The organism is Sphingomonas sp. UV9, from assembly GCF_004101245.1.
Taxonomy (GTDB): Bacteria; Pseudomonadota; Alphaproteobacteria; order Sphingomonadales; family Sphingomonadaceae; genus Sphingomonas.
Genome location: NZ_SCIN01000002.1, coordinates 910,142 through 924,857, shown reverse-complemented (window position 1 = coordinate 924,857; position 14,716 = coordinate 910,142). Strand labels below are relative to the sequence as shown.

Sequence of the window (14,716 nt, the reverse complement as noted above, 5' to 3'; positions counted from 1 at the left end):
TCTTGCCCCAGGCATCCCTAGGGCGCGCGTTCCAGCTTGCGTGCAAGGAATTGAAGGCGGGGACGAACGCGCAGGAACAGACGGTAGGTGCGTTCGAGCCCCGCTAGTATCAAAGGGTTGCGGGCAGCGAGGCCCAGCGGTCGAAGCAGCGGAATAGCGCGCCACATTGCCGCGAATGCCGCTGCTCCTGACAACATCCGGCCGTCTTCGCGCGCATGGAAACGCACAAGCAACGCATCGCGGTCGATCGGGCAAGCGCTTGCGCCATCGCTGACGTCGACGAACTCGATCGCACCACGACGGTCCAGCCTGCGCATGACCGCGATCTCCCGTCGGCATAACGGGCAGCCACCATCATGCCAGACGGTGAGACGCGTCATGTGACGACGTCTTTCACGTCCCGGTTCCGCTGCCATATCCGCTCTGCGAGGAGCGTGGCGAAACCCAACCACGCGACGAACGGTACCGCCGTCGCAGCGGCGGGCCGGTCCACCCGGTCGGCAGCCAAGACGTACGCGGCGCCGGTCACGATCATCGCGCCCGACGCCACCGTGCTCGACCCGAGCGCCTTCTTGCGAAAGAAGATTTCCGTCCAGCCGCCGATCATCGCGCTGTTGAGCAACCACAGGCCGACGGCCGTGTTGCGCGGTGCGCCGGCTGGCTGGCGGAGCAGCCTGTAGCCGCCGACCGCGAGCCCTGTCTCGAGCACGGGCCAAACTGCGCCGAACGCCGCGTCCGGTGGCGTATAGGAGGGCTTGTCGAGCCGCTTGTACCAACGGCGGATGCCGGGATGCGACGGATCGGGCGCATTGCGACGGCCGAGCACCGCGCTCGCGCCAAGCACCGTGGCGACGATCGCGAACGCCGCCGGACGCGACAGTCCCGCACCGGAGTTTGTCGTCTTTGCGTCGCTCATGATGCGAAATACCGTTCGAGATCGTCGCTGCCGCCGATCCGTTCGTCGTCGATGAAAACCTGCGGGGTCGTCGCCACGCCGTGCTCCGCCTTGAAGGCGTCCACCTCTTCGCGCGACCGCAGGATCCGGTCCTCAATCGCGAAGCCGCGATCCTCCAGCATCGCCTTCGCGCGCACTCCGAACGGGCAGACATGATCGAACAGGATCATCCGGTAGAGTATCGCAGTCCTCGTGTCGGCCATGTGGATCGTCCTCGCAGCGGGAAGTGGCCCGCATGAGGCACAGCGCAGCAGCGGCCCCGACGTTCCGCCCGGCGACCGCAATCGTTGTGCCGAGACCGAAGCCGCCCCTGCCCGCGTTACCGGCTCGCGATCGTGGTGATCAATGCGGCGGGTGCGGCGCGCGTATCGATGCGATATCGGACCGACACACCGACATGATCCGACAGCATCGTTCCGTTCGCCGCCTGACCGAACGGCGCTGCGAGCGCGACCGGACGGATCCGTACCGTCGGCGACGGACGGTACATCATCCAGTCCTTGCCACGCCCGATCGACAGCGCCATTCCCGACGGCTCCGCGACCGAACAGCGCGGAGCGATGCGGCAGGACGCCACTGCCGTCTGGAGCGAGGCCTCGCCGCCCAGCATGCGCAGGTCGAAATGCGTGCGCCGCGCAAGGTCGCGACCGACATTGAAGTCGCCTGCCACCAGGATCGGCCGATCGCCCGCGCCGAGCGAACCGATGAAATCCGCCAGCAGATCGAGCTGCCGCCGATACGCATAGATCGCGCGGGGCGAGGGCGCGCCCGAGGCCGTGTTCGAATTGAGGTGCGTGTCGACCACGGCGATCGGCGTCGCAATGCCCGGTACCGCGATCAATGCCGCCACGGCGCCCTTGTTGGCGAGGCAATCATACCCCGCGCAGACCGGATACGCCATGCGCCGCACGGCCAGGATCGGGTAGTCGGAGAAGATCGCCAGACCACTGTCGACATGCTTGCCGAGCCGTTCGCCGACCAGCCGGCTGCCATCCGAGACGAAATCGTCGTCGTTGCGGGGAACGATCGCCGCCGCAGTCTCGGCCGGGCCGAATGCGGCGTACCGATAGCCTGCGGTACGGCCGATCGCCTTGGCGTTATCGACGAAGGCCTCCTGCAGGACGACGATACCGGGTTGATCGCCGGCATCGCGCATCGCCCGCAACCGCGTGCCGATCGCGCGGAGATCGACCGAGCGATCGTCGGTGATCGGCCATGGCAGGCCGTGCACATTGTAGGTCATCAACGTGACCTCGCGGGCCTGCGCCGTCGTCGCCGTAGCGCCGGCCAGCATCGCAATCGCCGCCGCCAGCACCGCATATCGCATCATCGCCATGTCTCTATCCCCGTCGTCGTTCGGTGCGATGACGCCGCAGCCGGCCATCGTCCTCAGTGCGAATGTGCAGCGCCAGCGTCAGCGTTTGAGCGGCCCGAACGAAAACAGCCCGTTGCGGTAGTTCATCACGACGTGCGTGGTGGTAAGCCCCGCGTGCACCACGATGCTCGCCTGGTCCGCATGCGGCTTGGAATGGCCGAGCTTCGGATTACCCGCAAAGCCGATACCGTCGTGAAGCAGGCTGAAACCGTGGCCACCGTCGCGCGCGTGGACCACGCTCAGCGCATAGGTACCGGGTTCAGGCACACGCAGGCACAGCGACACCGGTCCGGTGGCGGGTACGGCAAGGACAGCCCGGCGGAAGGTCTTGCCCTGCCCGACCAGGACATTGTCGTCGGCAAGAAAATCGCCGTCACGCGCAGGGTAGAGTTCGGCGCGCAGAATGCCGACGCGGTCCTTCAGGCCGTCGACGTCGACGATCAGCGCGGGGCCGGGCTCGTGCAGCCGGCAGCGTGCCGCCGCCGTGCCGAGCGCCGGGGTCGAGGGCGGCATGACCGTGGGCGACGCGGCGGGAGACGCGGCAGCAAGTGCCAGGACGACCGATGCCAGAACGACGGGCAGGATCACTTCGCACGCTCCATGGTGACGAGTTCGACCGCCGTCAGCGCAGCGCCGAGCAACAGGTGGGTGACCAGCCAGAGACCCGCGATCATCGTCAGCACTGCGGTCACCTCGGACGTCCGCCCGACGGTGAACGCGACCAGTCCGGCGAACACGATATCCTTGTTGGGCAGCAACGGCAGGCGCGACACGAGCAGGCGCAAGGTGGCCAGCGCCAGCCACCAGGCGATCGGCGCGGCGGGCATCACCGCGGCCCACAGCAACGCCGCGAACAGCGTGGTCGCGACGATCCGGAGGAGGTGGATGACCGCGATCCGGTTCAGTTCGGGACGAGGCAGCGTCAGCAGCTTCTTGCGCAGGACGAGCGTCACGAGCGAGGGGATCGCCATACTCGCGGCGGACACCGTCATCACCTTCGCATCGGTGCCGAGATGCAACGCGCCGAGCGCCTGCCAGCTGATCACCGCCAGCACCAGCGTGCAGACGTTGGCGACGACCGCGGACAGGATCGAGACGTCCTTGATCGCGCCGAACGGCGTACCGACCATGCTCGCATGCTTGCGCGCCCAGGCGTAGAAATACAGCTCACCCGAATACCCGAGCACGATCTCGTTGCTGATCCGCTTGCGCAGCAGCGCCAGGATTCCGCTTGGCGGCAATTGCCACAGCCGCCGGTAGATCACCCATTCGCTGAACGGCGTGACCAGATAGCCGAGCGCGAAGATCGTCCAGAACAACGGCGAACGCGGTACCAAATGCAGCATACCGGCGACGTCGAGACCCCGAAGCTGCCATAGCGCGGCGATCAGGATCGCGGCCGACAGCAGCGGTGCGAGCCAGCGACCGAGGAAGTTCTTGCGGGGAATCGTCGGCGTCAGCGGCGGGAACTGCACGCGGGCCAGCGTCAGCGGCATCTCGGTCATGCGGCTCTCCTGTCATGAAGGCGCGGGTGCCGGCCTCGACACCAAAGGTCGGCCGCTCGAAGCGGTCCGGCAGGGTCCGGACAGGGCGCGCAGGATACGATCATGGCCGAACGACGCCGCCGCCGGACGCGAGCCGCAGCTTGGGATGACGCGGCCCTGAAATAATTTTCGGGCACGATCGCGACAGGACTGCGGAGGCAGGCTGGCGGTGCCGTCCCGTCAACAGCGATTCGATGATCAACGAGAGCGAGACGATGGCGCAAACCGACTTTGCCGATCCTGCCCAACCGCCAGAGCGCGGGTTCGAGCCTTCCCCGGCCGGCAAAAGGCCGACGGACAAGAGGCTGGTGGTGTCGATCCACGACGTGTCGCCGACTTTCGCCGTGCCGATCGCCATGCTTGCCGAGCGGATCGAGGCTATCCTTGGCGGGCCGCGGTTCGCGATGCTGGTGGTGCCCGATCACTGGGGTGTCGCGCGGCTCGACCGGTCGCCCGCCTTTGCGCGCCGGCTGCGAGCGTGGGCGGATGCCGGGGTCGAGATGTTTCTCCACGGCTGGTTCCACCGCGACGCAAGCGACCATCGGAACGCCGCCAGTGCCTTGAAGGCCCGCTACATGACCGCCGGCGAAGGCGAGTTTCTCGGGCTCGACGCGGTCGAAGCCGAACACCGGATGCGCATCGGCCGCGATATGGTCGAACAGGCGATCGGTCGGTCGGTCGCGGGGTTCATCGCCCCCGCCTGGCTCTACGGTCCAGGCGCACACGCGGCGCTGAGAGCCTGCGAGTTCGCGCTCGCCGAGGATCATTTCCGCGTCTGGCAGCCGGCCACCGGCGCGATCGTCGCGCGCGGCCCGGTGGTGACCTGGGCCAGCCGCTCGGCCGCGCGCACCGCCAGTTCGCTCGCGGTCGCGGCTGCGGCACGCGCGCTGCCCGACTGGATGCCGACGATGCGCGTCGCGGTCCATCCCGGCGACGTCACCAAGGACTCACTGCTGACCAGCATCGATCGGACGCTCCGCACGCTCGCCGAGCGGCGCACCGTGTCGCGCTATGCCGATCTGGTCACCGAACAGGTGCCATCATGAAGATCGTCGACGTCTGCGCGTTCTACACGCCGACCGGCGGCGGGGTGCGGACCTATATCGATCGCAAGCTGGTCGCGCTCGCTGCAAGAGGGCACGAGCTTGTCGTCATCGCGCCCGGCGAGGAGGATCGTGAGGAGCAGCGTGGTCCGCATGCACGGGTCCGCTGGCTGCGCTCGCCGCGGTTTCCGCTTGACCGGTCCTATCGCTATTTCGCCGACCGCGCGGCGCTGCACGCGATACTCGACGAAGAGGATGCCGATGTCGTCGAGGTCTCGTCGCCGTGGCGCAGCGCGTCGATGGTCGCGGACTGGCGCAATCGCTCGGGATCGCGCGCGCGGCTATCGCTGATCGCGCATGCGGACCCCCTATCCGCCTATGCCTATCGCTGGTTCGGCAACGTCGCGTCGACGCCGACGATCGATCGCGCGTTCGACTGGTATTGGCGGCATCTGCGCCGGCTCGATGCGCAGTTCGACCATGTGGTCAGCGCGAGCGAAAGCCTGACACGGCGACTGCGCGAGGGTGGCCTGCGCAAGGTGATGACCGATCCGATGGGTGTCGAACCGGGCCAGTTCTCGCCGCGGCTGCGCGACGAGAACCTGCGCCGCGAGATGCTGGCGCTGTGTGGGCTGGGCGAGGATGCGCTGCTGCTCATCGGGGTCGGCCGACATGCGCCCGAGAAGCGCTGGGACATGGTCGCGCAGGCCGCCGCCATCGCCGGCGCGCACGCACCGGTTGGCCTGCTGATGATCGGTGGCGGCGGACGGCAGCGCAGGGTGATCGACGCGATCGGCGACAACCCGCACGTCCGCCTGCTCGAACCGATCCGCGACCGCGGTGCGCTGGCGCGTCTGATGGCGAGTGCCGACGCGCTGATCCATGGCTGCGAAGCGGAGACGTTCTGCTTCGTCGCGGCGGAGGCGATCGCATCGGGATTGACGTTGATCGCGCCGGACCGCGGCGGCGCGGCCGATCTCGCCTGCGCAAACGACGGCGCAGTGTATCGCTCGGGCGATGCGCAGGATGCCGCCGAAGCGATCCTCGCGGTCGCCGATACGATCGCATCGGATACGGCGGCGCGGCGGGAGCGCCCGGTCCGAACGATGGACGATCATTTCGACGCGCTGCTCGCCCTTTACGAGGCGGACAGGGCGAACCTGCACGACCACGCGCTCCACCATGGACGAGGAACGGGACGATGACCGCGATCGCGCCACACCCCTTTGGTATCGCCGAGGAGCAACCACGGTTCGCCGCATCGCCGGCGCGATTGGCTAGCGCCGAACTGGACAGGCCGAACGGCGTGATACCCGGTGCGGTGGCATCCCCGTGGCGTTCGCCGCTGTTCTATCTGGCGTTCGTCGCGGCGGCACTGTTGTTCGTCGCGGTCGGGGTCATCCTGATGTGGCGCATCATGATGCGGCCGCGCCGGAGCTGATCGCCGCCTGAGCCGGCGACCAGCCCCCCGGCCTTCCAGCTCACGTCTTGGGACATTTCGGACGCGACTTCCGAGCAGGCAGAGGGCAAGACACGGCCCATGACTTTCGGAGCCAAGCCGTAGCCGACGTCGACGCCCTTCCGCCTGACGGCCTGTCGGCGGTGCTCGCGGCACATCGCCCACAGCTCGTCCGGTTCTTCACCGGGCGGACGGGCAGCGTCGCGGAGGCCGAGGACGTCGTGCAGGAGATCTGGCTGCACATCGCCGAGCCGGTGGCGGGTCCGATCGCCAACCCGGTCGCCTATCTGCACCGCATCGGCATGAACATCGTGCTCGACCGACTCCGCGCGAACGGGCGCCGGGCCCGTCGCGACAGCGGCTATGTCGAGGCGACCACGACCGTGACGGCGGGAACGGTCGCGGGGGGCGAAGCGATCGACGATGCGCCGTCCGCATTCGATGCGGCCGCCGGGCGACAGCGGATCGCGCACCTCGCCGCGGCGCTCGCCGGCCCTCCCGAAGGTGCGATGCGCGTGTTTCGCCGCCACAAGGTCGACGGACTGTCGCACGCCGACGTCGCCGCCGAGTTCGGGATCACCCGCAGCGCGGTCGAAAAGCACATCGCCGTCGCGCTTCGTCATCTCAGAAAGGCGCTAAATGATTGATTTTGGCGCCGGACTGCGGTGGCGGGCGCGGCGTGGCGTCTATGACATGAGCGGGGGGCATCCGCTCGGAACGAGGGTGCCGTGATGGACGCAACGACCCAGGATCCGATCGACGTCGCCGCCGCCTGGCACGTGCGGATCGACGCGCCCGATATGGATTGGGCGGGCTTCGGCGACTGGCTGGAGGCCGATCCATCGCATCGTGCCGCCTATGATTCGATCGCGCTGCTCGATGCGGAGATCGGCGCCGCCGCCCCAGCGATCGCCGCACTGCTGCCTGCGAATGACGACGGCGTCGCCGATGGCACGCCGGTGGCGCGTCCCACGCGCTGGCGCTGGATGGCGGCAGGCACCGGCGGCGCGCTCGCCGCCGGGCTGGCGCTGGTGCTCGTCGCGCCGACGCTCACCGGGCCGGACGACGGCGTGCAGACCTATGCGACCGGCGCTGGCGAGACTCGCGCGGTGACGCTCGCCGATGGCAGCGCGATGCGCCTCGATCGCGGGTCGCGGGTCTCGGTATCGGGGGGCACGACTCCGCTGATCGACGTCGCGGACGGTGCGGCGAGCTTCTCGGTGCGCCACGATCCGTCGCGAACGCTGATCGTGCGGGCGGGTGGCTATGAGGTCCGTGATATCGGGACGCGCTTTGCCGTGGTCAGTGCGCAGGGGCGGATATCGATCGCGGTCGCGCAAGGCAGTGTCAGCGTCGCGCCGAACACCGCGGACGGCAGCACGCCGACGACTCTCGTCGCGGGGCAACGGCTCGACATCGACCCCGCCACCGGGATCGCCGAACGCCGCGCGGTCGCCCCGACGTCGGTGGCGGATTGGACCGATGGTCGGCTCGACTATGACGGCGCGCCGTTGACGCTGGTTGTCGCCGACATATCACGGTATGCACGCACCCCGCTGGTGGTCGATCCGTCCGCCGCCGGACTACGTTTCTCCGGGGTTTTGACGATTGGCGACGGATCGCGGCTTCTCGATCAGCTTCGCGCGGTGTTGCCGCTACGCCTGCGCCGCGCTGATGGCGTCGTCCATATCGAGCGCACCAGCCCGCGCTGAGGCGGCGCGCGCCAGCCCCATACGGGTGATCGTCATTCCGGCCGGATCGCTGCACACCGCGCTGGATTCGCTGGCCCGGCAGACCGGTATCTCGATCGGCATGGTCGGCGTACTGCCCGATATGCCGACGCGCAGGATCATACGCTCTCGCGACGTCGCCGAGGTGCTGAAGCGGCTGCTGGCGGGGACGCATCTGCGCGCGGTCCGCGTCGACGCGAAGACGTGGCGGATCGAGCCCCTGCCCCCGCACACGGCCCGTGCTCACCCGCTCGTAACGCCAGTCGTCGAAGGCGGCGACATCATCGTCACCGCCAGCAAGCGCGACGAGCGCCTCTCCGATCTGCCCGCGTCGATCAGCATCCTCGGTGGCCCCGCGCTCGGCCGCCTCGCCGGCAAGCGCGGCCTGGTCGATCTGCTAGCGACCACCGATGGCGCGTTCTCGACCAATCTCGGCCCCGGTCGCGACCGCGTCTTCCTGCGCGGCGTCGCAGACAGCGCGTTCAACGGCACCAGCCAATCGCTCGTCAGCCTGTATCTGGACGACGCCCGCATAGGTTACTCCTCGCCCGATCCCGATCTCCGGATGGTCGACATCGACCGCGTCGAGATACTGCGCGGCCCACAAGGCACGCTGTATGGCACCGGCGCGCTAGGCGGCGTGATCCGGATCGTCACCACCGCACCCGACCTCGACCAAGCCTCGGGCAGCGTTGCAGGCGAGATCACCGGCATCAACAACGGCGCGTTCGGCGGCGCGCTCGACGGGACGCTCAATTTGCCGATGGTGACCGGCGCACTGGCGTTGCGCGCATCGGGCTGGACCGAGACGATGCCCGGCTGGATCAACGATACCGGCCGCGGCAAGCGTGACGTCAACCGCACCGGGCGCAGCGGCGGTCGTGCCGCGCTGCGCTGGGCGATCGGCGGTGGCTGGACCGCGACCGCGAGCGGCATCGCCCAGTCGATTGAAGCCCGTGACAGTCAGTACGCGACCGGGGGGTTGTCGCGTTCGACCGCGATCGCCGAGCCCCAGGACAACGACTTCGTGTCAGGATCGCTCGACGTGCACGGCCCGATCGGCAACCTCGACGCGCAGTCGACCACCTCGATCGTCTCGCATGAATTCGGGAGCACCTACGATGCGAGCAGCCTAGCCGGCGCGCTCGGAACGACCGTACCGGTCGCCTATGTCGAGGATCGGGCGATCCGGCTGTTGACGCAGGAGGTCCGGCTGAGCGATCCGACCGCCCGGCATCCTTGGATCGTCGGCGCGTCGATCCTGCACGCGACCACACGCCTCAAGGGACGCTTCGATTCGGACTCCAGCAGCGCGATCGCACGCGACGACAAGGAAGCGGTGTTCGAGGCCGCGATGTTCGCAGAGGGCACGCAGCGTCTATCGTCCGCGCTCGATCTGAAGATCGGCCTGCGCGGGTTCGTCACCGTGAACGACATCGAGCAGCAGGGCCCCGACGAGCAGAGCACCACCAAGCTGGGCGTGACCCCGAGCGGCACGCTCAGCTGGCACCGGGACGATGTCGGGATGATCTGGCTGCGCTACGCCAGCGCGATTCGTCCCGCGGGCGTAACCCGGGCGTCGATCAGCCGCGAGCAGCGCATCCCTGGCGACGAGTTGCGAAGCCTCGAATTGGGCTGGCGCATCCGCGGGCTGGACGATCGGCTGAGCCTGAGCGGTGCGATCTTCGGATCGATCTGGGAGCATCTGCGCAGCGACGTGGTCGGATCGGACGGATTGTTCGGGACGGTCGATGCGGGGAACGCCACCAACTACGGCGTCGAGTTTGGCGGGCGGTTCGAGGCGCGGCCCTATACCATCGACTTCGGCACCACGATCCAGCGCGCGCGGCTGACGTCGCCGGCAACCGACCGCGCCGAGCAGGACGATCGCCGCTTGCCGGTCGTTCCCGATTACTCGGCGCGGTTGGGTGTCACGCGGCGGTTCTCGCTGATCGGGATGCCGGCGAGCGGCTATCTCACGGCCCGCTATATCGGCCAGACGCGGCTGAGCTTCGATCCCCTGCTCGATCGGCCCGCGGGAGACTATGCGACCGTCGGCGCGGGCGCGACGCTGGACGACGGTCCGCGGCACTGGTCGATCGATGTCGACAATCTGCTCGATGGCCGCGGCAACAGCTTCGGGTTCGGCAATCCCTTCACGCTGGCCACCACCACGCAGACCGTACCGATCCGCCCGCGCGCGATCACGCTGAGGCTGGCGATCGGACTATGAGGCGAGAGAGGAAACGGCTGGATCGACACCACCCCGTGCAACCGTGGTCGCGCGGGCGGCGTTATAGGGCCCACGCATGATCAAGGTCGCCAGCTACAATATCCACAAGGGCATCGGGCTCGACCGTCGGCGCAATCCCGAACGCGTGGTCGAGGTTCTGCGCGAGATCGATGCGGACGTCATCGCCTTGCAGGAGGCGGATCGTCGTTTCGGAGCAAAGGCCTGCGTGCTGCCGCATCACCTGCTGGAAGAGCATAGCGACTGGAAGCCGGTCGATTTCGGCCTCCGCGCGCTGAGCATGGGGTGGCATGGCAACGTCATCCTCGTCCGCAAATCGGCGCGGGTGATCGCCAGCGAACTGTTGCACCTGCCGGCGCTGGAGCCGCGCGGGGCGGTGATGGCCGACGTGCAGGTCGCCGGCGGCACGATCCGCGTGCTCGGCATGCATCTCGATCTGTCGGGACTGTGGCGGCGCAAGCAGGCGGCGGCGATCATGAACCATGTCGATACCTGCACCCACCGCCATCCAACGGTGATGATGGGCGATCTCAACGAATGGAGTGCGGGCGCCGGATGCCTGCGCGACTTCGGCCGCGACTATGCGTTTGCCGAAACAGGCGCGAGTTTCCATTCGCGGCGCGCGGTTGCCCGGCTCGACCGGATCATGGTTTCGCAGGAGTTGAATGTGGTGGAATGCGGCGTGCATGCCAGCCCGGCGGCGCGGAAAGCGTCGGATCATCTGCCGATCTGGGCTATGCTCGAACCCAAGGCGCTATAGGCGCTCGAACCCAAGGCCCTGGCTCTGTAATCGATACCCGGACGAGGATGTAGAATGCGCGAGAAGGAACTGCGGCTGGCGCTCGTCTGCTATGGCGGGATCAGCCTGGCGGTCTACATGCACGGGATCACCAAGGAGATCTGGCGACTGGTCTGCGCGAGCCGGGCGTTCCACGACGGCGATGCGGCAAAGGGCGGCAGCCAGGGCGTGTATCACGCGCTGCTCCAGGAGATCGAAGACCATGCCGCGATCCGCGTGCGGGTGCTCGCCGACATCATCGCGGGCGCGAGCGCGGGCGGGATCAACGGCATCTTCCTCGCGCAGGCGATCGCCACCGGCCAGAGCCTCGATCCGCTGACCGACCTGTGGATGACGTCGGCCGATGTCGAGGCGCTGATCGATACCGAGGCGGCGCCGAAATCACGCTTTTCGAAGGCGTGGGCGATGCCGCTCGCGTGGATGGCGGCGGGACGGAGCACGGACAAGGTCGAGGCGCTCGACGAACCGACACGCGAGGAGGTGCGCACCAAGCTGTCGCACTTCATCCGGTCGCGCTGGTTCGAGCCGCCGTTCGGGGGGAAGACCTTCACCAATTTGTTGCTCGATGCGTTCGATGCGATGGGCGCGAGCGAGCGCGGGCCGCGGCTGCTGCCCCCCGGCCAGCCGCTCGACCTGTTCGTGACGGTGACCGATTTCTCAGGCCATCCCGAGCGGTTGCAGCTCAACTCACCGGCCGAGGTGGTCGAAACCGAGCACCGGCTGGTCGTCGACTTCACCGACCATGGCGGCGCGACCGAGACGCTGGCGCCGCGCGCGGAACTGGCGTTCGCGGCCCGCGCGACATCGAGCTTTCCCGGCGCGTTTCCGCCATTCACGGTCGCCGAACTGGACGGCGTACTGGAGCGACGCAAGATCGCGTGGCCGAGCCGCAGCGGCTTTCTCGCGCGCGTGCTGCCCCGTCATACCGCGGCCAACGCAGCGGAGAGCGCGGTGCTGATCGACGGTTCGGTGCTGGCCAATGCCCCGTTCCGGCCGGCGCTCGACGCGTTGAAGGAACGCCCGGCGCGGCGCCAGATCGACCGGCGGTTCATCTACATAGACCCCTCGCCCGGCATCAAGCTGCGGCTGAATCGCGGCGAAGGGACACCCGGCTTCTTCCAGACCATCATCGGCGCGATCAGCGACATTCCGCGCCAGCAACCGATTCGCGACAATCTGGAGGCGATCGCCGCGCGCTCGGCGCGGATCGACCGGATGCGCGGGATCGTCACCGCGATCCGGCCGGAGGTGGAGGCCGACGTCGAATCGCTGTTCGGCCACACGCTGTTCCTCGACCGGCCGACCGCGCCGCGGCTGATCGCGTGGCGGCGGCGGGCGCAGAAGGCGGCAGCGGCGAGTGCGGGCTATGGGTTCGTCGCCTACGGGCATCTGAAGCGCAGCGCGGTGATCGAGACGATCGCGAGCCTGCTGTACGATGCAGGCCGGTATCACAGCCCGCGGCGACTGGCGCAGATCCGCGCCGCGATCGTCGCGAGGGTGGCAGAGACGGGTGCGGACCAGCTCGGTTCGGGGGTTGCGAACGGCGCCAGTCCCGCGTCGATCGCCTTCCTGCGGACGTTGGACATCGGCTTTCGCATCCGCCGGCTGCGATTGATGGCGCGGCGCCTGTCGGAGGTGGAGACCGCCGCCGACGAGCCCGAGCTCGCACCGATGCGCGACGCGATCTACGAATCGCTGTCGCCCTATCTCGATCGGCTCCGCGGCGAGATGCACACAGGAATGCACGATGCGGTGCGCGCGATGAAGGGCGATGCGAGCGCGGTGCTGGAGACGCTAGGCGAAACGTTCGCGCTCGACCGGCTCGATGCGGAAACCGACCAGCGGCTGGCGGAGGCGTTCGCGGCGCTTGCCAAGCCCGCCCGGCGGACGTTGCTGCTCGCCTATCTCGGCTTCCCATATTTCGACACCGCGACATTGCCGCTGTTGCAGGGCGAAGGGCTCGACGAGTTCGACCCGATCAAGGTCGACCGGATCGCGCCCGACGACGCGACCGCGATCCGGTCGGGCGGCGCGGAGTCGACGTTGAAGGGGATCCAGTTCGGCACGTTCGGCGCGTTCTTCAGCCGTGCCTACCGCGAGAACGACTATCTCTGGGGACGGCTGCACGGGTCGGAGCGGATGATCGACATCACCGTCTCGACGCTGCCGCAGACCGTGCGGATGAAGCCGGGACGGGTCGCGGCGATCAAGCGTGCGGCGTTCCTCGCGATCCTCGACGAGGAGGAACCACGGCTGACCGCGATCCTGCCGATGATCGCGCAGTTGCGGACCGAGATCGGCTAAAGCTGGTCAAACGGCGCACGCGGCGGTAGCTCTGCGTTTCCGACAGTGTTTTGACACGATTGGGGCATAAAAAGGGTCGCCGCATGCAGTTCCTGAAAATCCTCTTCTGGTGCCTGCTGGCGTTCGTCGCCGCAGTGTTCACCATAAGCAACTGGAACGCCGTCCAGATCCAGCTGTGGGGCGGGTTGATCGCGGACGTGAACCTGCCGCTGTTGCTGCTGGTGACGTTCCTGATCGGGTTCGTGCCGACGATGCTGTACAATCACGCGATCCGCTGGCGGCTTCGGCAACGGCTGTCGACCTGCGAGCGCGAATTGCTGGAGTTGCGGACACCGCGACCCGAGCCGGTGGCGTTCGCGCCTGCCGAAACACCGGTTGCAGCACCGATGACGGCGCCGGTGTCGCCGCCCGTTACGCCCGCCGTCACCCCCGCCGTTACGCCGCCGGGTGTCGCGCGATGAGCAACCGGATCTACGTCGCGCTCGATACGCCCGATCTGGCGCGCGCGAAGGCGATCGCCGCGCGCGTCCGCCATCATGTCGGCGGGATCAAGCTGGGGCTCGAATTCTTCTCGGCGCATGGCCAGCCCGGCGTGCATGCGATGGCGGAGTTCGGCCTGCCGATCTTCCTCGACCTGAAGCTCCACGATATTCCGAACACCGTCGCCAAGGCGGTACAGGCACTCGGCGCGCTCGAACCTGCGATCCTGACGGTGCATGCGAGTGGCGGACGGGCGATGCTGGAGGACGCGAAGGCTGCGGCGCCGATCGGGACCAAGGTGATCGCAGTCACGATGCTGACCAGCCTCGACGCGGCCGATCTGGCGGCGACCGGCGTCACCGGCAGCGCGCACGACCAGGTTGCGCGGCTGACCGAGCTGGCGCGCGAGGCCGGGGTCGATGGCATCGTCTGCTCGGGCGCGGAGGTTGCGGCGGCGAAGGCGATCTGGCCGAAGGGGTTCTTCGTGGTGCCGGGTGTGCGCCTGCCCGACGGGCAGGTGGGCGACCAGAAGCGCGTGGTGACGCCGCGCCAGGCGATGGACGCGGGGGCCTCGATCCTGGTGGTCGGCCGGCCGATCACGAAGGCCGAAGATCCCGACACCGCCGCCCGCGCGATCGGCGCGACGCTGTAGCGGCAGGCGTGATTTCGTAATCTTCCCCCGCGAGCGGGAGGTGGCGCCAACGGCGACGGAGGGGGAGGACACGGAACGGACGTATCCGCCGACCGCCCCCTCCGTCAGGCTATGCCTGCCACCT

General features: G+C 68.2%; 16 protein-coding genes. 10 read left to right on the top strand and 6 right to left on the bottom strand.

Translation table 11 applies throughout. The annotated features are described in order from the left end of the window. Positions 1 to 17: 17 nt before the first annotated feature. From EQZ23_RS10755 to EQZ23_RS10730, 6 genes are all read right to left on the bottom strand, one after another. Positions 18 to 380, bottom strand: coding sequence for a DUF393 domain-containing protein (locus tag EQZ23_RS10755; protein ID WP_128454385.1), 363 nt, complete (start codon positions 378 to 380; stop codon positions 18 to 20). Next, positions 377 to 916: a TspO/MBR family protein gene (locus EQZ23_RS10750; protein ID WP_128454384.1), complete on the bottom strand. Its 540-nt coding sequence runs from the start codon at positions 914 to 916 to the stop codon at positions 377 to 379. The genes EQZ23_RS10755 and EQZ23_RS10750 overlap by 4 nt, the downstream gene beginning before the upstream one ends. Next, positions 913 to 1,158 carry a glutaredoxin domain-containing protein gene (locus EQZ23_RS10745; protein WP_128454383.1) on the bottom strand — a complete coding sequence of 82 codons (246 nt, stop codon included), beginning with the start codon at positions 1,156 to 1,158 and terminating at the stop codon, positions 913 to 915. Before EQZ23_RS10745 ends, EQZ23_RS10750 begins: the two co-directional genes overlap by 4 nt. Before the next feature lie 116 nt (positions 1,159 to 1,274). Further along, a complete protein-coding gene (locus EQZ23_RS10740) occupies positions 1,275 to 2,291 on the bottom strand; it encodes a sphingomyelin phosphodiesterase (protein ID WP_128454382.1) in 1,017 nt (338 codons plus the stop codon). A gap of 78 nt (positions 2,292 to 2,369) precedes the next feature. Beyond that, complete coding sequence (locus EQZ23_RS10735) at positions 2,370 to 2,843, bottom strand: DUF2141 domain-containing protein (RefSeq protein WP_128454741.1); 474 nt, start codon at positions 2,841 to 2,843, stop codon at positions 2,370 to 2,372. A gap of 71 nt (positions 2,844 to 2,914) precedes the next feature. Continuing rightward, positions 2,915 to 3,835 (bottom strand): hypothetical protein, encoded by a 921-nt coding sequence (locus EQZ23_RS10730; protein WP_128454381.1) that lies wholly within the window; start codon positions 3,833 to 3,835, stop codon positions 2,915 to 2,917. Between the two features lie 233 nt (positions 3,836 to 4,068). Between EQZ23_RS10730 and EQZ23_RS10725 the strand changes: the two genes are divergently transcribed. The 10 genes from EQZ23_RS10725 (at position 4,069) to pyrF (ending at position 14,592) form a co-directional block, all read left to right on the top strand. Then, positions 4,069 to 4,920 (top strand): polysaccharide deacetylase family protein, encoded by an 852-nt coding sequence (locus tag EQZ23_RS10725; protein ID WP_240663489.1) that lies wholly within the window; start codon positions 4,069 to 4,071, stop codon positions 4,918 to 4,920. After that, on the top strand, positions 4,917 to 6,122 hold the full coding sequence (locus EQZ23_RS10720) for a glycosyltransferase (RefSeq protein WP_128454380.1): 1,206 nt from the start codon (positions 4,917 to 4,919) through the stop codon (positions 6,120 to 6,122). Before EQZ23_RS10725 ends, EQZ23_RS10720 begins: the two co-directional genes overlap by 4 nt. Further along, positions 6,119 to 6,358, top strand: coding sequence for a hypothetical protein (locus EQZ23_RS10715; RefSeq protein WP_128454379.1), 240 nt, complete (start codon positions 6,119 to 6,121; stop codon positions 6,356 to 6,358). Before EQZ23_RS10720 ends, EQZ23_RS10715 begins: the two co-directional genes overlap by 4 nt. A 161-nt stretch (positions 6,359 to 6,519) precedes the next feature. Then, complete coding sequence (locus EQZ23_RS10710; RefSeq protein ID WP_240663488.1) at positions 6,520 to 7,023, top strand: sigma-70 family RNA polymerase sigma factor; 504 nt, start codon at positions 6,520 to 6,522, stop codon at positions 7,021 to 7,023. An 84-nt stretch (positions 7,024 to 7,107) separates the two neighbouring features. Beyond that, a complete protein-coding gene (locus EQZ23_RS10705) occupies positions 7,108 to 8,088 on the top strand; it encodes a FecR domain-containing protein (RefSeq protein WP_128454378.1) in 981 nt (326 codons plus the stop codon). Then, complete coding sequence (locus EQZ23_RS10700) at positions 7,985 to 10,339, top strand: TonB-dependent receptor (protein WP_164913420.1); 2,355 nt, start codon at positions 7,985 to 7,987, stop codon at positions 10,337 to 10,339. The genes EQZ23_RS10705 and EQZ23_RS10700 overlap by 104 nt, the downstream gene beginning before the upstream one ends. A 76-nt stretch (positions 10,340 to 10,415) precedes the next feature. Next, positions 10,416 to 11,117 carry an endonuclease/exonuclease/phosphatase family protein gene (locus EQZ23_RS10695; RefSeq protein WP_128454376.1) on the top strand — a complete coding sequence of 234 codons (702 nt, stop codon included), beginning with the start codon at positions 10,416 to 10,418 and terminating at the stop codon, positions 11,115 to 11,117. Positions 11,118 to 11,171: 54 nt separating this feature from the next. Further along, positions 11,172 to 13,460, top strand: a complete 2,289-nt coding sequence (locus EQZ23_RS10690; RefSeq protein ID WP_128454375.1) for a patatin-like protein — start codon at positions 11,172 to 11,174, stop codon at positions 13,458 to 13,460. An 83-nt stretch (positions 13,461 to 13,543) separates the two neighbouring features. Continuing rightward, positions 13,544 to 13,921: a lipopolysaccharide assembly protein LapA domain-containing protein gene (locus EQZ23_RS10685; RefSeq protein WP_128454374.1), complete on the top strand. Its 378-nt coding sequence runs from the start codon at positions 13,544 to 13,546 to the stop codon at positions 13,919 to 13,921. Beyond that, positions 13,918 to 14,592, top strand: a complete 675-nt coding sequence (pyrF, locus tag EQZ23_RS10680; protein WP_128454373.1) for an orotidine-5'-phosphate decarboxylase — start codon at positions 13,918 to 13,920, stop codon at positions 14,590 to 14,592. Before EQZ23_RS10685 ends, pyrF begins: the two co-directional genes overlap by 4 nt. Positions 14,593 to 14,716: the final 124 nt, after the last annotated feature.